The following is a 21544-nucleotide window of genomic DNA, read 5'->3' as shown; positions in this document are numbered from 1 at the left end:
ACACATCCTGCTAAACAATATTATTTCTTTCTCATGAAACTTACAATATGTAACAAAAGTGAAACTGCTAATAATGAATATATGAAGCCATTTATAGGTGTAAACGCACCTTTAAAAGAATCAGTATATTCCTTATCGTTTATAAAAAGCTTCCCTTTTATGTATATTGCACCATATCTATCCACAGTAAGCACAGGATTCTTATTTTCATCCTGAATAATAATTCCTCTTCCACTCTCCCCAGGATTTACTATAATCCAATCACTACCATCTTCTATTGTCTGATTTGTTATGCTTCCAACATTACCAAATTCTTCAGCAAAGGCTGTCATTGTACTAAAAGACAGTATAGCCATCAAAATAATTATTAATTTTTTTATATTTTTCATTATATTAAGCCCTTCCTCTAATAATACTTCTCCAATATATTATTGTAGATTTTTATCAATGGATACAGCCTATACTTTGTGAGATATCCTTGAGGCCATGTAGTATCTCTCAAAAAATCCTTAAACTCCTGTCTCTTTTTCTTACTAAAAACTGCAAGAAACATCAAAACCGGTCTAAATACAGTTCTCTTATCTACATAAGCACCTACTCCAAACTCCTCATTGTGTGTTAGGCTAAAATAAGAATTTACTGTTTCTCTATCCGGATAATATATAAAACTTCTAAGTGCTTCATAAGCATCATTTCTAATATCTTCTGATGTAATAAAATTATCACAACAATATTTTCCAAGTTCTATACACTCACTCAATACTTTTTCCTGTAATTTTTTTGTGTATTTAAAGAAAATATCATCCTCACTCTTTTCATTGTTTCTAATAGCTAATGTAATTCCTTTTTCATTCTTTTCATACCCTACGGTACTTCCATTTGGAGAATTGCAAATCATCTCAAATGGAGTAGAAATTGTTAAAAGTGCTCTTGCAAAACTACATTTATCCAGATATCCACACTTTCTTGAATTATCCGGCTGTTTATTAAGGAATTGTATAAGTCCAACATAATAACCATGTATCATAGCATTCTTGAATATATAACATAAATTGTCCTGAATAGTACCTCTCCAGCCTATATCTACAATTGCTATTTCTTCATTCATTTCTTCTGTTAAACTCTTACCTTTACAATAGTCTAATAGCTGCTGCTTTTTATTTTCTATATGCTTCTCCATAAAGTCCTTAAACTCTATATCCGCAAACAACTTTTGTACGGGCTCCAATGTCCAAGGATATGTAAGTATTTCATCAGGATTTATTGAATATCTATTTAAAAATCCCTTAACATTTTCTATTTCCATTGCTAAAGACTTGAACATTGCACGCATAGACTGTATAGAATACTGATTCCATAGTCGCATCATTTCATCCAATGTAAATTCTCTCAATGAAGCCACAAATGTAGAGAGTCTACTTACTTCAAGAATATATGATTTAGGTACAATGCTTTCATCATAAAACTCTGAAAGGGAATCAAATATTTCTTTATAAAACTCTCCCTCTCTTGTAAAAAAATATATTTTTCTTATATTTTTTTCAATACAGTTTTCCATTATATCTGATATAAATCCATAGAAGAAAAGACTTATATCCCTATCCGAAGATAATGGAAATCCTTTATATCTCAAAGAGTTCTTTACATCTAACACAAAAGCTGCTTCTCTATCTTTCCGCATCTTATGTTCTTCATCCGGCAAATAGTGTATTGCATCTATTCCAAGTCTTTTTGGAACTTCAACATCACTATAACCATTATCTCCTATATGAATATGTTCAGGTGGAATTACATTACACTCTTTCTCTACCAATTCAAAAAGTCGTCCTGATCTCTTATTTACCTTATAGTCGCATGAACAATAAATCTCATCAATTTTATTTTTCATTCCTACACTATCAATCAGTCTTTGTAAAAAGAATTTATCCGTATAAAAATCGGAGATGCAAACCAATTTTTCATGCTTAATCGACTCGATAGTACTATCAATAGTTGGATCCAAATAAATGTTTCTTAATTCACAATTTAACTCAACATCATATAATTCTTCAACTAAAGCATCACAATCCGGATAATCTCTATCACAAGAATACTTTATCCATCTCCTGAATACATCTTTTATATTATATTCGTCATCAAATCCGGAATCTTTACTTTCTGTACCAATCTCTCTTTCTACATCTACCCTAAGTTTTGTCAACTCTCTTAGATTTCTTTTATCTGATTTTATATAATCTTTTGCCTTGAGATAAAACTCCCTTGAGGTATATACCTTTATTGCATCTGGATGACATTTTCTTCTAAGTATGGTGTCCCAAATATCCAAAGACAATAATTTATAATTCTTGTTTTCCATACTTCTAAATCCCTTTAAATTTATACCATATTTTACGAATCAATTTACTCTTTCTAATAAATCTTACCCTCTTAAGCTTGCCTAGGAGTGAATTATCCACCATAACAGGAGCTTCATATCTATCCTCGAGTTTTTGATTCATCATCACATCAGCTACCACCGGCTTACCATTATAAAGCTTTTCAAAAGTATCATTTGATGGAACTGTGTTAGTAACCATTCTTTTTACAGCCTCATAGAACTGTTTATAGCCATGTACCAAATCCTTATCTTTCATATATTCTTGTCCATACTCTGACATTTGTTTTGCCTTATCTTTGTCGTCAAGAATGTCTATAAGTGCCTTTGCGATAGATTCCGGAGTATAGTGTGCCAATGATACTCCCACCTCCGGCATATCATATAAGTTATTTTCCATAAATAAGTCAACTACAGGCAATCCTGCTGCCATCATCTCAAATGGAATTCTTGATGGATTTGAAGAACTTATACATAGCCCAACACTACACTTATTATAAAGCTCATTACACTTCTCAATTGGTATAATTCCAAGATTTTCATGTTCAAACCATACATTACCCTTTATAGTAGACCCATACAAATAAATTTTTATATCCGGACGTAAAAATTTCACAATTCCAAGTGCCTCTATACCAACCATACTGCATCTTCTAGGTTTATCAGGTTGATATATAAAACATATAGCATTTTCCTTCTCTACATTATTAAGTTTTTTATATACTTTTTGATCTGCACAGAAATCAAAAAATTGAGAATCTGTATTATACTCAGTTTTCATCTTATGAGATAACCATCTTCCTATCGTCACAGGTTTTAATCCATAACAATAAGAATTACATGCAAGTAAATAACCGTCACCCATAGGGTTGAACAACGCCTCAAAATCTTGAATAAAATAAGCTTTCACAGCATTTAGACCACAATCTCTTACAACTTTAGCTGTATACCAGGCTGTAGCAAATATAATATCATATTCACCTTTAATATCATACCCAAGAAAGAACCTTGCATCACAGTTTCCAAAGAATTTTTTTACCATTTTCTCAAGCTCTGCAACATCTTTTACATCATTCTTGTCCTCTACATATACATCACACTCATCACCTTGGTTAATCATATATTGAATGTTCTGTAATATTGTTCTATGACCTCCAGATCCCTCTATAAATGACGGTAATACCCACGCTGCTCTCATATATCTCCTCCAAATTTTTTTCTATATTCCCATCTAGACATTATATGATTGTCTATTATCTTCTTAAGCTCAGCTTTTCTATCTTCAACCTCCTTCATCTTAGTCTCTATTTTAGCTATATGCTCATCCTTTTCCTTAATAATATTCAATCTTTCGTTTGCAATGTCTTCTAAAGCATTTATTTTTTCGTCTCGCTCTCGTATCATAGCAGATTGATTATCGATAGCTTGTAATCTTTCTACTGCCAATCTCTCTGCAACCTCTATTCGCTCATCTCGCTCCTTTATCATTTCTGACTGAGTTTCGATTGCTTCAAGTCTTTCAATCGCAAGCTTCTCTGTTGCCTCTATTCGCTCATCTCGTTCCTTTATCATTTCTGACTGAGTTTCGATTGCTTCAAGTCTTTCCTCCGCAAGCTTCTCTGTTGCCTCTATTCGATTATCTCGTTCCTTTATCATTTCAGACTGAGTTTCGATTGCTTCAAGTCTTTCCTCCGCAAGCTTCTCTGTTGCCTCTATTCGATTATCTCGTTCCTTTATCATTTCTGACTGAGTTTCGATTGCTTCAAGTCTTTCCTCTGCAAGCTTCTCTGTTGCCTCTATTCGATTATCTCGTTCCTTTATCATTTCTGACTGGGTTTCGATTGCTTCAAGTCTTTCCTCCGCAAGCTTCTCTGTTGCCTCTATTCGATTATCTCGTTCCTTTATCATTTCTGACTGAGTTTCGATTGCTTCAAGTCTTTCCTCCGCAAGCTTCTCTGTTGCCTCTATTCGATTATCTCGTTCCTTTATCATTTCAGATTGATGCTCAATAGCTCTATATCTCTCTTCATATAAACCACTAAGTTCATCAAATCTATTCAAAACATATTTAAACTTTGACCTATAAAAATATACATCCTTGTAAAGTTCAAAAAAACCCGAATCTTTTATACGATTATACCACTTATCTGACTTCGGGAAAAGTACTCCAAGTCCACAGCTATGCTCAAAATCAAAGAAATTACTATATTTCTTTTTTGTTTCTCTCCAATGTACACATGAACCATCATCTATATCACTATATACATCATGGAAAAGTATTATTCCATCTTCTGACAATTTAGGTAACCATGTCTTTAAATCATGATCCACATCTTCAAATGTATGTCCTCCGTCAATATGTAAAATGTCTATAGAACCATCTTGAAAATCTGGTAATGCATCATCAAATCTCATCTGATATAATTTTATATCTAGGTTTGAAAAAAATTTATCTTTTATCTTATTTACAAGCGCAAATACTTCCTCACCTGTATCAGGAGCACCTATATCTCCACTCCACATATCTACTGCTCTAATCTTTGCATCTAATCCATTATCCTTTACAGATTGACAGAAAGTAAATAGTGAACAACCATACTGGCTTCCAAGCTCTGTAATCATTCCCGGCTTCACAAAATTTATCAGATCGTATACAAAATCCCTATGACCTTCCCAATAAGCAAATTTAAGCTGTGGATTTATCAAATCACTCTCAAACTTTGGTTCAGTCATTATCCATTTATTATTACTCATTTTTTATCCTCTTTATTTCAAATTTATCAATATTATGGTTTATAATTCCATGCATTGGCTTAAGAGAAATAGCTTGTAAGTGAATAATATTATGAACCCAGCACTGAACCGTATGTACCATTTGATCATATCCTTCACCTATACCCAGAGTCAAAAAATAATCCCCCTCTTTAACTTCAGGCCAATCAAATTCAATTCTTGCATATTGTCTCTCACCATTTTTCACTCCCTCTATCATTATATTCTCACCAAGAGTACTCTGTGCAAAAATACTATTTCCATACTTGTCTTTAAATGTATATCCTATAATAATATTGTCTGCATCCTTCTTTGGATCAATTAATAACTCTATCCTAACCCTGTCACCTGGCTTGACTACATCTACTACCTCTTTATTTATCAAAACTCTTTGACTGTCTATCAAAATATCTTGAGCCCCACCTATGCTCTCTTTAGGCGACTTTACCCATCCATCTTCAGATGAACCTATATTTAAAGAGGTATCCTGATTTTCAACCTCAGCTTTTTCAAGTTCCTCAGCTGCGCTATCTTCTCCCTTATAGATTGTTGTATGTAGAAGTTTAAGATAATCCTCTATAACCTCAAGTGGTTTTCCCTCCTTGATTATCTTTCCTCTCTCTATAAGTATAACTCTGTCGGCCATATTGGCAATACTGTTCATGTCATGAGTTACCAAGAGTTTTGTAACCCCCTTCATCTCATCCTTCATAAAAGTATTACATTTTTGTTGGAAGAAAACATCTCCTACAGACAGTGCTTCGTCTACTATAAGTATTTCCGGCTTGAAACTTATCATAACTGCAAACGCTAATCTTGCAAACATACCGCTTGAATATGTTTTAACCGGCTGACCCATATATTCTCCAATATCTGCAAAATCTATGATTTCTTTTAACTTTCCTTGCATTTCTTCATCTGAAAAACCTCTCATAGAACCGTTTAGAAAGATGTTTTCATATCCCGTATACTCCGGATTAAATCCTGTTCCTAGCTCCAAAAGAGCAGAAATCTCACCATCTGTATGTATTTCTCCCGTTGTTGGAGTAATTACACCGGTTATAAGTTTTAATAATGTAGACTTACCGGCACCATTTCTACCTATGATACCCAGTGTCTCACCTTTTTTTACACTAAAAGAAATATTATCAAGAGCCTTGTACTCTCTATGATAATTTTTCCTTGTTAATGAGAAAATTTCTTTTATTCTATCCTGTGGTTTGTCATAAAGATTATAACTTTTTCCAACACCAATTAATTCAATTGCATTCTCCATCTATATCAATCCTCTATAATACATCTGCAAAATATGGTTTAAGTTTTCTAAATGTATACATTCCTGCAAAAAGGAATAGACCTGTTAATATCCAAAAGTATATTGTATAAATAGGCTTTTCTATGAAAAGCTTATGTGTCATAAATGAATCTCTATACCCCTCAACAATATAAAACACAGGATTTAACTGGAATATAAGCTTAAACTTACCTGTCAATACCTCAGGACCCCAAACAATAGGTATTGCCCAGAATCCGATTTGGATTACAATTGCCACCAATTGGCTGACATCTCTCATATATACCGTGAGAGACGATGTAAATAAAACAATCCCCAATACCAGACATACATTGCAAAACATATAATATAGTAATTGTAAATAAAACCAATCTGCCTGATATCCAAAAAAATTGAATATCATAGTTGTTACAGTCAAAAATATAATATGAATAATCAGTGAGGCCCCTATTTTTACAACCGGAATCAAGCCTATATTAAAGTTCAACTTCTTTACCAGATATCCATATTCCATAAATGCTCCGGTTCCTGCACCAAGTGCATCTGAAAAGAAGAACCATGGAATCATCCCTGATACCATCCAAATAATATATGGTGAACCGTCCGGTCTTTGTCCACTTCTAAGTCCTACTGTGAACACAAACCAATAAATCAAAATAGTGATTATAGGCTGAATAACTCCCCATGCAATTCCTAAATAAGAACCGGTATATCTTGCCTTAAAATCATTCTTTGTTAGTTTAATGAACATCTTTCTTTCATTTTTAAGGAAAAAAAGCAATCTTTTCATATATCCTCCTCAATTATTTGACTCCAAAACTCTCTACTCTCTCTTGGATTGAATTTATCAAGCCATCTCAATCTGGCTCCTTTTGCCAGTGTCTCCCATAGTTTTAAGTCTTTTGAAACCAAAATGATTTTTTCTTTCCAATCACTATAGTTTTTACAAAAAATACCTGATTCACCCTCTATAGCAACCTTAACATTATACCCCACATCTGAAAGTATTGGTACTACTCCGGCGGACATATATTGTATCGCCTTAAACCCACCTTTTCCTCTGGTATACTCATCATCAATAAGTGGCATAAGACCTATATGTGAATTTTCAATAACCGTTATGGCTTTTTGTCTTGTCCATTCAATATTCTCTATATACAAGTATTTCAAATTAAAATCAACTTTTTTATTAGCCACTACTTTTAGTCTGACCTTCTTTTGTAACCTATCTTTGCAATATCTTGCCACCTCATCTAATGCAGGTAATATATCTACCAAGTATTGTAGGTTATTCATAGTTCCTACCCAGCAAATTACAATCTCTTTCTCAAACTGAGACTTTCTTTTTGCTATGCTTATTTCTATATCTATATTTTCAAACTCACAATCAGTAGTAGCCAAAATTTTTACTTTATTCGCATGCTTCGTTGAAATTGTATTTGCCAAGTATTCATTTGTAACTATAATACCATCTGATTTTTTCTCCAATAGCAAGGCCTCTCTTTGGCTAATTTCACCATCAAAAATTATGTTGTCATCAAAATCCCAATACAATCTTCTTTTGTTTAAATATCTTTCAAGTAATAATTCCAATATTTTGGGACAACTTCTAGGAAAAAACCTTCTATTGATTATAACTGTTCTTGACTTCCATATCAAGTTATCTAATATAATAGCACTTAATACATTTAGTACTGTAACAACTCCCATCACAAGTTTTCTAATTTTATTATTTGCTTTTTTTGATCCATAATAAAACCAATATATATTGCTTGGAGTCATATTTATTATCCTACAGTTTTTCATATATTGAAAAAGTCTATAATATGACGAACCATCATTTTCATTTTTCAAAAAAACAATACATGACTTTTTTTTATTTTTCATAAAACTCATATATTCTTCTCATTTCTTTTTCAACATTGCTTCGATCATATTCCTTAATCCTCACCATGTTGTACTCTCCGAATGATTTTAGCTTATTATTATCCATAAGTAAACTATAAATTAAATCTGACCATACACAGACATCAAACCTGTCTACTACATAGCCTCCTTTTTCATGATCTATTAAGTCCGCATTTCCTCTTACTTTAGAGCATATCACAGGTAATCCCACAGCCATAGCTTCCATCACTGCTACCGGAAGCCCCTCTTGAAAAGAAGAAAACAAAAACACTTCTGCTAATCCAAGAATCTTATATATATCTGATCTATACCCTGCAAATATAACATTATCTTCTATACCAAGAGATTTTGCACTGTTTTTCAACTTGGATTCCAGTCTACCATGTCCACATAGTATAAACTTTATATTTAAATTCGTTTTGTCTTTTATTCTATTTATTATTTCTAGTAAAAATTGCTGATTCTTTCTTTCAATCATCTCTCCAGCTGTTATAAGGACTCTATCTGTATCTTTTATTCCAAGCTCTTTTCTTAACTCATTTTTTTCTTCATCTGTTATATTAGACTGTTCTTTTATATCACTTGTATCTATCCCTACCCCTGCTACATACTCAACATTTCTAGCTCTAAACTTCCTGGCAATATTAAAATCTTCAATATTTATGCAAATTTGTGTACCGGTATATCTTGATAGAAATCTTTCAACAGGATAGTATATAAGCCAGTTTTTTATAGAAGCACCTTTGAAAAAATGAAATCCGTGAGCAGTATACAACACATCTTTTATACCGCATTTTTTTGCCGCCAATCTCGCAAGTACCGCTCCCATTGGGGTATGACAATGTACTAAATCTATTTTTTCCTCTTTCATTATATTTACAAGCTGTTTATAAGCATGCCAATTTTTCTTGTCGAATGGACTTCTCTCAAAATCCACCTGATGACATATTATACCAGTACCCTCAAGTCTCTTATTATCTGTTCCATATGATGGATTATGAAAGTTTGATGCATAATGTATTTCATATCCAAGCTCCTTAAGTATAGCCACATTTGACATTTCAAATTGTGGAACAAATCCACTTACAGTGGTAACCAATAACGCTTTTTTACTGCCCATATACAATCTCCCTAAATTTTCTGCTAATACTATAACAGATAATGTCCATCTACACATAACAATATTCTCATATTTATATAAAACTTTTATTAAAAAGAAAACTGTGCCAATCCTAGTTAACTCAGTTTTCTCTTCACTATATTTGTAATTATTTGTTATTCATGTACAACTTTACTTTGAAATATATCTATTCCAAAAATTATCTACTCTAGGTGCCAAATATTGTAAAGCAAATATTTTATCAACACCTTCTTCTCCACTGTCTATATATCCAAAAGTATCTATAACATGCCATGTGTACTCTTCCTCTGACATAGTAAGGGTGCCTACTATATTTCTCTGTAGCTCTACCGTCGAAGTCATATAACCTAAAAATAATACCGTTAATATAGCATATTTCTTTATCTTTATATCTTCTATATAATATCTTCTTACCACAATTATCATTAATAAAAATAACAATGGTAAAGGCACCTTTAATGACCAATCATTATATCTCCCTATTTTTATAAAAGGAGTCAAAATAAGCCCTATTAATGTTACCCAATAAAACCGTTCTTCATGAGCCTTAAATCCAATCACTATAAAATACAATCCTACTTCTACCATCAAGAAAAACAAATATACTGTAAACAATTTTTGTTCCGGATAAACATCAAAAATCCACCCGTCAACCGAAGTTCCTTCGATATTTACCTGAAGATAATAACTTCCTAATACTATTAGCATAAACAATGATGTTACAATATTTACAGCAGAAAACATCTCCTTTACTTTGTTAGACAACTTTTCAGATTTTGTATTAAACATTGCGGCTAATACAATAAATACCATAGAAACTGTTGCAAAGGGGCTGTATGCAAATGACAATGCTCCCCAGGCTGCCTTATATTTATTTTTCGGTAAAATTATAAGTATACAAGTAATAAGCCATATAGGTAATGATGAATTAAAAACCCAATAAAGCTGTGTAGTATTAGATGAATATTGAAAGTACTTCGCCCACCATTCCACATGTCCCATCACCGGAAATGAGAAATTTTCAATAAAATAAATCCAGAAATCGTATCCTCCAAAAAGTATGAATGCTGAAAGTGCTATATACGAATATCTCTTTAGTACATTTAGCAAGCAGTAAAATATTAAAAACACTTCTACAGTTGCATATACCTGCAATAGTATATTTGCACCCATAACATTTAAATTTAGTACTTTGACAATAGCCGCTACCGGTATCCACCATGCGTAATAATATACAAGATTGGCTGATTTAACATTTGATAATATATTACGAACAAACTCAGGTTGCTTATCGATATCAAAGCTAACGGGCCAACTGCAATAGCACAAATCATGAAAAAAAGTGTTTCTCGCCTTAAAATCCGGGGTTTGATATGAAAATTTTCCTATTCCTGAAAATAAACACCACAGTACTATTATCGCTATTGAAATAACCCAGAAACTTATATTTTTCTTTATAGAAATAGTAAACTCTTTAACAACAGCCTTATATACATAAACACCTGTAATAGTTAATATAGCCGTTCCAATTAAAGACACAATCAGATTAGTCCATCCCCATAGAAAAATAATTATAGGAAATATTATAAATGCTATAGACATCATTATTAATATATTGTCTAAATCAAAGCATTTTACCATACTTTCCATTTTAAAATCTTTAGATAAATTTGCCTTCACAAACATTCTCCTTCATACACATATTTTACCAACATTAAAGCCCATATCAAATTGATATAGGCTCTATTATAAAACTCATAATTAATATACTATTTTATCTTTCTATTGCCTCTCTCTTTATTTTAAGGTGTTTTCCTGCCTCTTTAAAAAAGATTATAGCATAACCAAGCATTGCCGAATTTGATACTGTATGTAAAACAGAATTTATCTGAGTGCCTGTTTGTGTTCCCACATACATTTGTTCAATTTCTACAAAGTATGCTTTTCCACCAAAAAAAACTGATGTAGCTGAGATATCTCCTATAGATGAAAACAGTACATACACTACCATAAATAATCCGCCAAATCCAAATATAAATCTTTGTAAATTATCTTCCATTCTTGCATATATAAATGCAAATGCTGGTAGAGTTATGATAAATATTCCGGGAGTACTAAGTACAGAAAAGCTGAAACCATATATAATAGCAGCTACTATCAATAAACTGTTCTGAATTAAATCTACTACCCTAACCTTCAGATTAAACTTAACATAATTCAATAAACAAATTATCTCTATAACCATCACAGTTACAAACAAGTATACAACCGGAGCGTACTGCACAGTTGTCCACCACATTCTTTGGGCAGCTCTCATTCCACTATAGGCAACACCTAATGGTGAATGTAATATTCTTGGAGTAAGGAATATTACAAGTAACATAACAAAGAAGAATAAAAAATATAAAGCAAGTTTCTTTAGTTTATCACCTCTTGATTTTAATAGGAAATACAATCCCATCATACCAATTACAGGCATAACCATCATCATTGGAATCTTACAGGAAATGCCAAATACTATAAGTAAAAATGGTAGTATTTTATTATCTTCAATATTATCCAATAGGAGCACTCCCAATGTAAACAAATATAGCGGCAAGGCATCAAATTGTATAAATACCACAGCCACATAGAAAGTAACAGGATTTAATACCGTCCATAGATATATATTCTTACTTTTCTCTCTTGGTATAATATTGTGTGCAAGCATGAAACTTACCAAGCTAATAGCTGTTAAATTAAGTAGTATGATATTTACGAATTTATACAGTATTGTATATCCCCAATGATATGAATTCACATCAAACTTGAATGGCAAATAACTTATACAGCTCACTAACTTATAAAATGCCAACATCATACCATCATACTGCCACAAAAACAGTTCTATATCTTTATATTTGTTTAAGCATGCAAAAAGCTGGTATATATCAGTACCTGAACTTGATAGCTTCATCGTTTCAACCAAAGGTACCAAGTCACACCCATGATAAATTATTATACTAATAGCTGTAATAACAAATGATATAATTATTGGTTTTTTACCTATATTTTCAATCCCTAATTTTGAATATACCACTTTAAAAAATCTATCTTTACTTGTAAGTATAACTCTATTTAATACAAATTCAAATGAAGCCAAAAATATCGCTGTAAATAAGAATAATGTAGGGAAAAAAGCAAATCCCAAATAATTTGTTTTTAAAACATATATATTTGAATATGCCGGAACAACTGTATAATCACTTATCTTATCTACATTAATGAACTCTTTATCATTGATTTTTACATTAATAGGTGCACCGTCAACTACAGAAAAAGAAACATTTACAGGCTCATCATATACAGTATACCCAGTAGAGTATATTCCATCGTTATTTGCTGTGAGTGATCTATATTCAGTATCATATTTAAAAATCTCAACGGTACCTGTACTCTCATAATTTGCTAGATCCAAGAAAAGTTGGACTCTTGGTACAGCAATATTTGTAAAAATATATCCTAAATAAACTGACAACAGCACTATTAACAAATGTGCAAACTTTTTCATTCTAAATCCTCTCACAGTAAATCTACACTATTTATCTAGATAAGATAAAATTTGCCTTTCAGTAATAGCATCCATATCTTCACCATTGTTCCAAGCCTTATACCATTCTACACTTAAGTTAATAGCTCCGTGCACATTAAGTCCCGGTTTCCAACCATATACTGCTTTTAATTTATCACAGTTAAGCTTCAAAAATCCTGCCTCATGAGGACCACCATCTGATTGAACTTTAAAATCAAACCCTTCTCCCCATGCTCTTTTAAAGCTTTCTACCAAAGTCTGTGCATTTACGCAGTCGCTGTCATCAGGTCCTACATTATAGTATCCTTCATACTTTTCTCTATCTGTTGCCTGTCTCATAACTATATCAAGATATATAAATAGAGGCTCAAGTACATGTTGAAACGGTCTTATAGAGTTTGGATTTCTAATTATAACAGGTGTATTTGATATTGCAGCTCTAACACAGTCAGGAACTATTCTATCCTTTGCAAAATCTCCTCCACCTATTACATTTCCGGCTCTGGCTGTAGATACCGGCAAACTATTTAAAAAACTCTTCTTATAACTATGGGTTACAAGTTCTGAACAAGACTTTGAATTGGAATATGGATCGTACCCGTCAAGGAAATCTGTTTCAACATATCCCTTATCCTGTTCCTTGTTATCATATACCTTATCTGTTGTAACATTTAAGAAACTCTTCACACTTTTAGATAGTCTTACACATTCCATGATATTTACAGTACCCATAACATTGGTCTCATACGTATATACCGGTCTGTCATAAGAGTCTCTTACTATAGGCTGTGCCGCCATATGAATCACATACTCAGGCTGTACTTCATCAAAAACCTTTTTTAAATGCTCTAAGTCTCTTATATCTCCTATAACAGAGTTCATTTTATCTTCAAGTCCCAATATATCAAAGATATTTGTGTCTGTGGGTGGAGTCAATGCATAACCTGTCAATTTTGCACCACACATTATAAGTATCTTTGACAACCAAGAACCTTTAAAACCTGTATGTCCTGTAAGAAGTACCTTCTTACCACCATAAAACTTTTTTAACTCTTCAAAATTCATCTATTCAGTCCACCTCATCCAAGGAGCCTTTCCACTTGCCCAAAGGCTCTCCAATTTCTCTTTTTCTCTTTGAGTATCCATACATTGCCAGAATCCGTCATGTTCAAATCCCATAAGTTCTCCGTCTCCTGCAAGCTTTAACATAGGCTTTTGCTCAAATATAGTAGCATCACCTTCTGTAATATAATCAAATATATTTGGATTCAAAACCATAAATCCACCATTTATAATAGCTGAATCATCTTCGCTCTTTTCTCTAAATGATGTAATAAGACCCGATTCTTCTTTTTGAAGTACACCTTTTTGCTGCGCTAAGCTTACAGTAGTTATTGTGGCAGTCTTTCCATGATTTTGATGGAATTTAAGCAATGCATCTATATCCACATCCGCTACTCCATCACCATACGTGAGCATAAAAGGCTCATCAACTAAATGTTCTTTTGCCCTAAGAATTCTTCCACCTGTCATAGTATTAAGTCCCGTATCAAGTACTGTAACTTTCCAATCTTCAGCATTTCTCTGATGAACTTCCATATTATTATTTTTCATATCAAAAGTTACATCAGAATTATATACAAAATAATTTGCAAAATACTCTTTTATTTTATTCTGCTTATATCCTGCCAAAATTACAAACTCATGTATTCCAAATGTTGAATAATACTTCATTATATGCCATAAAATAGGTTGACTACCAATTTCAATCATTGGCTTTGGCTTTAAATGGCTCTCCTCTGAAATTCTGGTTCCAAGTCCACCAGCTAATAATACTGCTTTCACTTATTATCTCCCTTCAAATGCTTTTAGATTTTTCTTTATCTTTGCAAAATTACTGATAGACTCCCTGCCTATCTTAAAGATTCTTTTTACATTCATGTAGTTCTTTCCACCCTGCCTAGGCTGGAAAGTTACTACTCTATATGTTACCCTTTCTTTATATCTTGAAAAACATGCTGCAAGTATGGCATTTGGTAAGTTAAAATTACTTGGCATCAAGTCTATGTATTTATTTACAACTTCTGATTTCATAAGTCTAAATGGTGCGTTTGCATCAGGTACCATTACTCCAAAAAACAGTTTTAAATATACTCTTAAAACATTTTCAACAAGCTTTCTACCTGCACCATCTCCACGTTTTTTTCTGTTTCCCATTACAATGTCATATTTTTTTCTAAGCTTCCAGAACTCTGCAAACTCTGAAGGTAATGTCTGACCATCTGAATCTGTTTGGAATATCCAGTTTGCCCCCTTCTCAATAGCATATTTATATAGCAGTATAACCTTTGTACCATGATCTGTTCCCGGCTTTGGAATTACCACCAACTTTGGATATTCTTTTTTCATTTCATGTAATATTTCCAGTGTATTATCCTTAGATCCACCGTCTGAAACTACTAATCTTGAATTTTCGTCTCCTTTTTCTAATATTGGATACCATTCTTCAACAACATTTCTTATATTTGCCTCTTCATTATATGTAGGCATAACTATATATAAAGTGTCTCCCATACCTTTCTCCTACTTTTAATTCTTTTTAATTTCATCAGCCACTTCAAGAGCTCTATTAATTGCCAAATCCATATTATAATACTTAAAGTCAGCCAGTCTACCGCAGCAAATCAATCCCTTTACACTTTTTGCAAGATCTGCATATTGCTCAAATAGTACTTTACTTTCATCTGTTAGAACCGGATAGTATGGCTCATTACTCTCGCCCTGTACATAAGGAAGTGGATACTCAACTGCATAGGTCGTACCTCTTACATCCTGCACAGGTAACTTCTTATATTCGGTTATTCTTGTATAACCTTCAGCTTGTGGATATGCTACTACCGGCATGTCCTGGAAGCTTTCAATATCTTCATACTTCCACTCAAATCTAAGTGATCTATATGGCAATTTACCAAACTTACATTCAAACAACTCATCAATAGGACCTGTATATATTACTGTTCCATCTATTTTTTCATTATCTATGTAAATTTCATTGTCTTTAATCTTTATGTGTTCAAGTGCTTCAACACCTGTTTTTACTTCAATATTTTTATGATCAAGTAAGTTATCAATCAATTCCATGTATCCCTTTACAGGCATTGCTTGATAAGGATCGTCAAAGTATTTACTTCCATATGAGAATAAAACAGGAACTCTTTTAAAAATCTGTCTATCCACTTTATCAGGTGAAATCCCCCATTGCTTTGCAGTATATGGGGCATAGTCTTTATCATATAAATACTGTGCAAACATTCTGACATACTCATCTTCACATTCTAACATATCTAGAACTGATGCACTTTTTTGGTCACCAAACACCATCTTTATATGTTCTTTAATTGTATCAGCCTCTTTCGGAAAAAAAACATCTACCGACTCAAAATCAAATGAAGTTGGTACACATTTCCCATCCATTACAGAACCACATACAAGATTATAGTCTTTAAACTCACAGTATTTTGTTACATACTCCCATACTCTATTTATTTTGGTATGGAAAATATGAGGTCCATATAAATGCACCTGGATTCCATGCTCATCTTTATAGTCATACACATTTCCTCCGGTATGATTTCTTCTCTCAAATACAATCACATGTGCTCCCGCGTCTGCAAGCTCTCTAGCTAATACACAACCTACTATACCACTTCCAACCACATAATACTTCTTATCCATTTGTTTCTACCAAATCTTCCTTAATTTTATTTATAACCTTTTGAATACCTTCCCTAAAGTCTACCTTAGGTTTAAATCCTGTATCCCTTTCAATATCTGACAAATCTATACATGAACAAGGTAATACATCACTATTATATGGAATCTCTCCTATTCCAAGTGGTAGACTTGGGTCAATCATTTCATGTATAATCTTTATATAATTACTTAAAGCCCAATTATCTCCATGTCCGATTCCATATACTGCACCTGATTTACCTCTTTCCCCTATCGCAACCATTGCATCTATCACATCATCTATATATACATAGTCCCAAAGTTGCTCCAGTTTTGTAAGCTTTGGTTTCTCTTCGTGTAGTAATTTATCTATTGTATAAAATATAACATTATTATCTCTTCTATCTGCTGCATATATTCCGGCTACTATTGCATATACAAAGTCAATATTATTTCTCTGTGCATAGTCACTACATATATATCTAAGAGCAATCTTTGTAGCACCATAAGCATTATTTGGTGATGGAACCGCATCTTTATTGAGTGGCTTACCATAGTACAAATACTCATTTGTCGAACCCGGGAAAACTATTTTTTTTATTCCAATAGCTATAGCAAGCTTCATGCAATCTATAGTCATATTTAAGTTTATCATCTGTACATCTAAATCATTTCTAACCTCAGGTCTTACTCCCATCCAAGCCAAATGATACATTACATCTATATCCTCTGGAAATTCTCTAACATGATTCATAACTTGATTCAAATCCATGCACTTAACATGTAATTTATCATTGCTAATTCCCTCATAAATATTATTTCCCGGGTATACTACGGCATAGACTTCTTTACCTAGCTCTAATAGATTATACACCAAGTTTTTCCCTATAAAACCATCAGCTCCCGTTACCAGTACCTTGTTCATGTTCATAATCTCTCCATTCACCTATATACTCCCTTTAAAGCTCTACACATATATCACGATATTAATAGCACAACAAACCCATCATATCAAACGTAAATACTTATTTATAAAACCTATTATATTATCTCTTATATCCTTGACTATTTCAAGTATTAAAATATTTTTATTGTATTACTAAAATATAACAAAACCTTATTATCGTAATGTCGGGTCTTCAACAGTTTGTAACATACAAACAGCCTCTAAAGCCTTGTAAATAAACAATGTCATTAACTTAAGAGTAGTGAGAAAAATATTACAAAAAGATAGTTTAAAAAAGATAATTATGCTATACTTATAGTGAGAAAAATCACGAGGTGTAGCATGTTTATAAAAATACTTACAAAAGAATATAAAGGTGAAAAGTATTATTATGCCAGCCTTGTTGAAAACAAACGTATTGATGGCAAGGTTGTGCAGACAGTGAAAGCGAATCTGGGTGCAGTTACTGGGGAGCAGATTCCATATTTGAAGGCAGCCTATGCTAAGAAGAAACCTCGTCTTGTTTATGATGAGGATTAAATAATTGGAGGGCTGTAGTGAGAAAATCACAGAATAGACTATTAAAAGATCAGAATAATATTCTTTCAGATGTATTTCTTGAGGTATGTCGTGGTGGCAAAACAAACACTCTTGTCAGACGTAGAAAGATGCCACTAGAAGATTTAGTGTATTCTATGATTAATCGCAAGGGCCTTACTCTCAAAATGGAGCTGCGAAATTATATGAAAACAACACATCCGGGAACAGAAATATCTAAACCAGGTTATCTAAAGCAAAGGATGAAATTAAATCCAGACGCATTTAAGTTTCTTTATCAGGAACATAATAAAAATTTTTACCAGGATGAAGAGGTAGAACTATATACCTATAAAGGATTCCTTATTTTAGCTGCAGATGGATCTGATATAAATATTCCTACAACTGATGAAACCATCGAGAAATACGGAAGTGCCTCAGTGAGAGGAGGAAAACCATGTGCTCAGATTGGGCTGGGATGTATTTACGACGTTCTTAATCGCTTTATTCTGGAAATCAGTATTAATACCGTAAAGTTTGATGAGATGCGAGTAGCCCAGGAACAGTTAAAAGGAATAAAGGATACAATTGGAAACAGATATCCCTATCTTGTTGTTATGGATAGAGGTTATCCTTCGACACCGGCATTTTTGAATTTTATAGATGATGGAGTGTATTTTGTAGCAAGACTAAAAACAAGTGACTATAAGGCTGAACAGAAAGAATTAAAATCAAATGATGAGGATGTCGACATAACATTAACAAAGGCTAGAAGGAGAAATTATATTGGCAAAAAAGAAGAAACTATCATGATGAGCAGAGATTCCTTTTCAATGAGATTTGTAAAGGTGTGTTTAGATGATGGAAAGTCAGAAATTTTCGCTACTAATCTTCCACGGGATAAATTTCCAGAGGAATGCTTTGCAGAACTGTATCATATGCGCTGGGGTATAGAGACGGCCTATGAAGTTTTGAAAGACAGATTAAAAATCAAAAATTTCACAGGGGTAAAATCAGTGCTTATTGAGCAGGACATTAACAGCACTATTTATGTTAACAATCTTGCAGAAGATATAATCTGTGATATAGAAGAAAGTAGCCAGGAGCACCTAAAGAATGATTATAAACATACAATGCAGTTAAACCGAAACCTAAGTATCGGACTTCTGAAAAATGACCTAATATACATTCTTATAGAAAAAGATGGAAATAAAAAAGTAGCGCTACTACAGGCATTGTATGATGAAATAAGCAAAAATGTAGTGCCGATAAGGCATGATAGACATTATCACAGAACTAAAGGACAGCTTGCAGCAAATTTCTCGAATACACATAAGCGAAGTTTCTAAACTGAATAAGTATTTCGATTTAAACTGGTGAACTATGCTCTTTTTAAGCTAATAATAGTAAAAGTGAAAGAAAAAGAGCATACCCTTATTTGCAAGAGTATGCTCCAAACGTTAAGTTAATGACATTGTGTAAATACAAGGTTTCAAGCCACTTTTCCATTCCCAAACTGTTGAAGATGGGATTATATTACTAATAATATAACTTTTCCTCTTAACAGTAAACCAGCAACTTATTTCTTTATATTATCTATATCAGTAAAGTATAATATCACTAAATATATATTCAGTATATAAACCACCCGCATCATCGATATACCCACCGTTAAAATAAATTGTTATTTCACCATTTTGTTGAGATATATCTACAATATACTGCTCCCAATCATTTCCTATATCATTACAACTTGCAGAAACTTCATTTATTTTTTGTTTTTTATCATCTAACACTATTACTGTCGGCTGTCCCAAACCTTCAACTTTCTTACCATAAAACACAATATATTTGTGTTTACCAATATTATTCAATGTAATTTTTGCACCTATATAGTTATCTCCAACTATTACGTCCTCTGGAGTAATTATACTATCATATGACCTTGGTAGGTTGCCTATACACTTTATAATCTTTTTACCATCTTTTTGATCACTTACTATTTCGGCATTTTTTAATTCAATACCATTATTGTTTTCAATCAAGTCTATTGGCTCGACTCCCCATATCTTTCTATTATACAGAGCCGCCATATAATAATCATTCTTGTAATTCTCTTGATTATATAAACTGTGAAAATCAAACTCTAAAATATCACTAAGCTGTTTGGCAAAAACATCTTTATAATTTTCTTCCGTTAGTCTATACTCATCCTTATACATACACTGTAAAATATAACTATTTATCCATTCTCCATAGTGTGACGTATCCCAAAATTCATCACTGACTTTAGGATTATCAGGATTCGGAATATTTAGCATTTCTTCTCTATAGTTATTAATATCCGTAATAATACTCATATCTCCACATAATGAATAAAGTTTTATATTTTTATGTTCCAAAATCAGTTCTGTAGCATACTCCATTTTTTCAATATTTTTATATATGCTACCATCTGATATATACCCTAAGTATGTCAATATACTATATGGCGTGTAAAAATAATAAAATGAAACTTCTGAATATTCATCTGCTATATCTGTAACATTTTTAGTAATATTATCTTTAATCACCTCTTTTTCCTCTTCTGTTAAGAATATTGGCGTTCCAATTTTATCAAAATCGAGTTTTGACAGGTGTTCTGAATTCAGCCCATAACTGTATCCATAATTATTTTTTGTCCAATTTGAATAATCATCAAAAGATACTATACCCGGTTTAAAATCTTTTTCACTCCTATCTTTAATCATTTTATACACTCTTTCAAAAATTATATCTTTATTAAAGATATAATTTACATCGTTAAATGGATTATTATCATACAAATATGTAGGATATTCACCAAGGTCAATTCTCAGTTTATCTGCATCCTCATCAATCATAGAAACATCCAATCCCCTTATCACTAATTTTAATTTGGGATTATATTTAAGTGCTGTTCTAATATTATTATTTATTTCATAATATGTTGCACCAGCGAATGGCACCTTAATAGAATTAACATTGAACAATTCATCTACTTCTGATGTTTTAAAATTTTCAGTCATAGATGTTCCTGTAATCATTGCATCATAATCAAAATGCTTTATTATACCATCATTTAATTCTCTTTGGTGAGTGCCCTCTAATGAGTAGAAAAACTTATCTTCACGTGGCTTATGATAATGAAATAGTGGGTCAACATAATATACCATTCCAATTATTGACCCCAATCCTACTATAATGATTAAAAACCAAGCTATTAAGTATCTTTGTATTCTCATCTATAA

18 protein-coding genes are annotated in these 21544 nt (G+C 32.4%); 2 read left to right on the top strand and 16 right to left on the bottom strand.

Features of this window, described 5'->3' with window-relative positions:
- Nucleotides 1-20: 20 nt before the first annotated feature.
- The 15 genes from D4A81_RS02545 to D4A81_RS02475 all read right to left on the bottom strand — a co-directional run bounded on the left by D4A81_RS02545 (nucleotide 21) and on the right by D4A81_RS02475 (nucleotide 17738).
- Nucleotides 21-389 (bottom strand): hypothetical protein, encoded by a 369-nt coding sequence (locus D4A81_RS02545; protein ID WP_111525763.1) that lies wholly within the window; start codon nucleotides 387-389, stop codon nucleotides 21-23.
- Between the two features lie 17 nt (nucleotides 390-406).
- On the bottom strand, nucleotides 407-2356 hold the full coding sequence (locus D4A81_RS02540) for a hypothetical protein (protein WP_111525764.1): 1950 nt from the start codon (nucleotides 2354-2356) through the stop codon (nucleotides 407-409).
- 4 nt (nucleotides 2357-2360) lie between these two features.
- Nucleotides 2361-3572: a rhamnosyltransferase WsaF family glycosyltransferase gene (locus D4A81_RS02535; protein ID WP_111525765.1), complete on the bottom strand. Its 1212-nt coding sequence runs from the start codon at nucleotides 3570-3572 to the stop codon at nucleotides 2361-2363.
- Entirely contained in the window at nucleotides 3569-5128 is a 1560-nt protein-coding gene (locus D4A81_RS02530; RefSeq protein ID WP_111525766.1) for a class I SAM-dependent methyltransferase, read from the bottom strand. Before D4A81_RS02530 ends, D4A81_RS02535 begins: the two co-directional genes overlap by 4 nt.
- On the bottom strand, nucleotides 5121-6422 hold the full coding sequence (locus tag D4A81_RS02525; protein WP_111525767.1) for an ABC transporter ATP-binding protein: 1302 nt from the start codon (nucleotides 6420-6422) through the stop codon (nucleotides 5121-5123). Before D4A81_RS02525 ends, D4A81_RS02530 begins: the two co-directional genes overlap by 8 nt.
- Nucleotides 6423-6435: 13 nt before the next feature.
- Entirely contained in the window at nucleotides 6436-7230 is a 795-nt protein-coding gene (locus tag D4A81_RS02520; RefSeq protein WP_111525768.1) for an ABC transporter permease, read from the bottom strand.
- Entirely contained in the window at nucleotides 7227-8327 is a 1101-nt protein-coding gene (locus tag D4A81_RS02515; RefSeq protein ID WP_162902541.1) for a glycosyltransferase, read from the bottom strand. Before D4A81_RS02515 ends, D4A81_RS02520 begins: the two co-directional genes overlap by 4 nt.
- The gene (locus D4A81_RS02510; protein ID WP_162902540.1) at nucleotides 8317-9468 is read right to left on the bottom strand and encodes a glycosyltransferase family 4 protein; all 1152 of its coding nucleotides are present in this window, start codon (nucleotides 9466-9468) and stop codon (nucleotides 8317-8319) included. The genes D4A81_RS02515 and D4A81_RS02510 overlap by 11 nt, the downstream gene beginning before the upstream one ends.
- A 171-nt stretch (nucleotides 9469-9639) precedes the next feature.
- The gene (locus tag D4A81_RS02505) at nucleotides 9640-11169 is read right to left on the bottom strand and encodes a hypothetical protein (protein WP_111525771.1); all 1530 of its coding nucleotides are present in this window, start codon (nucleotides 11167-11169) and stop codon (nucleotides 9640-9642) included.
- A 94-nt stretch (nucleotides 11170-11263) separates the two neighbouring features.
- Nucleotides 11264-13039 carry a hypothetical protein gene (locus D4A81_RS02500; protein WP_111525772.1) on the bottom strand — a complete coding sequence of 592 codons (1776 nt, stop codon included), beginning with the start codon at nucleotides 13037-13039 and terminating at the stop codon, nucleotides 11264-11266.
- Nucleotides 13040-13066: 27 nt separating this feature from the next.
- The gene (gene rfbG / locus D4A81_RS02495; protein ID WP_111525773.1) at nucleotides 13067-14125 is read right to left on the bottom strand and encodes a CDP-glucose 4,6-dehydratase; all 1059 of its coding nucleotides are present in this window, start codon (nucleotides 14123-14125) and stop codon (nucleotides 13067-13069) included.
- Complete coding sequence (rfbF, locus tag D4A81_RS02490; RefSeq protein WP_111525774.1) at nucleotides 14126-14905, bottom strand: glucose-1-phosphate cytidylyltransferase; 780 nt, start codon at nucleotides 14903-14905, stop codon at nucleotides 14126-14128. It lies immediately after the preceding gene.
- Between the two features lie 3 nt (nucleotides 14906-14908).
- Nucleotides 14909-15634, bottom strand: a complete 726-nt coding sequence (locus D4A81_RS02485) for a glycosyltransferase family 2 protein (RefSeq protein WP_111525775.1) — start codon at nucleotides 15632-15634, stop codon at nucleotides 14909-14911.
- A gap of 15 nt (nucleotides 15635-15649) precedes the next feature.
- Nucleotides 15650-16795, bottom strand: coding sequence for a UDP-galactopyranose mutase (gene glf / locus D4A81_RS02480; protein WP_111525776.1), 1146 nt, complete (start codon nucleotides 16793-16795; stop codon nucleotides 15650-15652).
- Nucleotides 16788-17738: an NAD-dependent epimerase/dehydratase family protein gene (locus D4A81_RS02475; RefSeq protein WP_146247005.1), complete on the bottom strand. Its 951-nt coding sequence runs from the start codon at nucleotides 17736-17738 to the stop codon at nucleotides 16788-16790. The genes glf and D4A81_RS02475 overlap by 8 nt, the downstream gene beginning before the upstream one ends.
- Nucleotides 17739-18080: 342 nt before the next feature.
- Here D4A81_RS02475 and D4A81_RS02470 point away from each other — a divergent pair, with 342 nt between their 5' ends.
- Nucleotides 18081-18278 carry a 2-C-methyl-D-erythritol 4-phosphate cytidylyltransferase gene (locus tag D4A81_RS02470; protein WP_111525778.1) on the top strand — a complete coding sequence of 66 codons (198 nt, stop codon included), beginning with the start codon at nucleotides 18081-18083 and terminating at the stop codon, nucleotides 18276-18278.
- A gap of 17 nt (nucleotides 18279-18295) precedes the next feature.
- Nucleotides 18296-19624 carry an IS4 family transposase gene (locus tag D4A81_RS02465; protein ID WP_119808243.1) on the top strand — a complete coding sequence of 443 codons (1329 nt, stop codon included), beginning with the start codon at nucleotides 18296-18298 and terminating at the stop codon, nucleotides 19622-19624.
- Between the two features lie 252 nt (nucleotides 19625-19876).
- Here D4A81_RS02465 and D4A81_RS02460 read toward each other — a convergent pair whose 3' ends face one another.
- The gene (locus tag D4A81_RS02460; protein WP_111526116.1) at nucleotides 19877-21538 is read right to left on the bottom strand and encodes a hypothetical protein; all 1662 of its coding nucleotides are present in this window, start codon (nucleotides 21536-21538) and stop codon (nucleotides 19877-19879) included.
- Nucleotides 21539-21544 lie beyond the last annotated feature (6 nt).

Origin of the sequence: Lachnoanaerobaculum umeaense, assembly GCF_003589745.1 — a bacterium.
In the GTDB taxonomy this organism is placed as follows: domain Bacteria; phylum Bacillota; class Clostridia; order Lachnospirales; family Lachnospiraceae; genus Lachnoanaerobaculum; species Lachnoanaerobaculum umeaense.
This window is presented reverse-complemented; position numbering and strand designations above follow the sequence as displayed.

Excerpts from the sequence above, each read along its gene's own strand:
- D4A81_RS02545 (WP_111525763.1), bottom strand. The coding sequence starts at position 389 with ATGAAAAATATAAAAAAATTAATAATTATTTTGATGGCTATACTGTCT.
- D4A81_RS02540 (WP_111525764.1), bottom strand. The coding sequence starts at position 2,356 with ATGGAAAACAAGAATTATAAATTATTGTCTTTGGATATTTGGGACACC.
- D4A81_RS02535 (WP_111525765.1), bottom strand. The coding sequence starts at position 3,572 with ATGAGAGCAGCGTGGGTATTACCGTCATTTATAGAGGGATCTGGAGGT.
- D4A81_RS02530 (WP_111525766.1), bottom strand. The coding sequence starts at position 5,128 with ATGAGTAATAATAAATGGATAATGACTGAACCAAAGTTTGAGAGTGAT.
- D4A81_RS02525 (WP_111525767.1), bottom strand. The coding sequence starts at position 6,422 with ATGGAGAATGCAATTGAATTAATTGGTGTTGGAAAAAGTTATAATCTT.
- D4A81_RS02520 (WP_111525768.1), bottom strand. The coding sequence starts at position 7,230 with ATGAAAAGATTGCTTTTTTTCCTTAAAAATGAAAGAAAGATGTTCATT.
- D4A81_RS02515 (WP_162902541.1), bottom strand. The coding sequence starts at position 8,327 with ATGAAAAATAAAAAAAAGTCATGTATTGTTTTTTTGAAAAATGAAAAT.
- D4A81_RS02510 (WP_162902540.1), bottom strand. The coding sequence starts at position 9,468 with ATGGGCAGTAAAAAAGCGTTATTGGTTACCACTGTAAGTGGATTTGTT.
- D4A81_RS02500 (WP_111525772.1), bottom strand. The coding sequence starts at position 13,039 with ATGAAAAAGTTTGCACATTTGTTAATAGTGCTGTTGTCAGTTTATTTA.
- rfbG (WP_111525773.1), bottom strand. The coding sequence starts at position 14,125 with ATGAATTTTGAAGAGTTAAAAAAGTTTTATGGTGGTAAGAAGGTACTT.
- D4A81_RS02485 (WP_111525775.1), bottom strand. The coding sequence starts at position 15,634 with ATGGGAGACACTTTATATATAGTTATGCCTACATATAATGAAGAGGCA.
- glf (WP_111525776.1), bottom strand. The coding sequence starts at position 16,795 with ATGGATAAGAAGTATTATGTGGTTGGAAGTGGTATAGTAGGTTGTGTA.
- D4A81_RS02470 (WP_111525778.1), top strand. The coding sequence starts at position 18,081 with ATGTTTATAAAAATACTTACAAAAGAATATAAAGGTGAAAAGTATTAT.
- D4A81_RS02460 (WP_111526116.1), bottom strand. The coding sequence starts at position 21,538 with ATGAGAATACAAAGATACTTAATAGCTTGGTTTTTAATCATTATAGTA.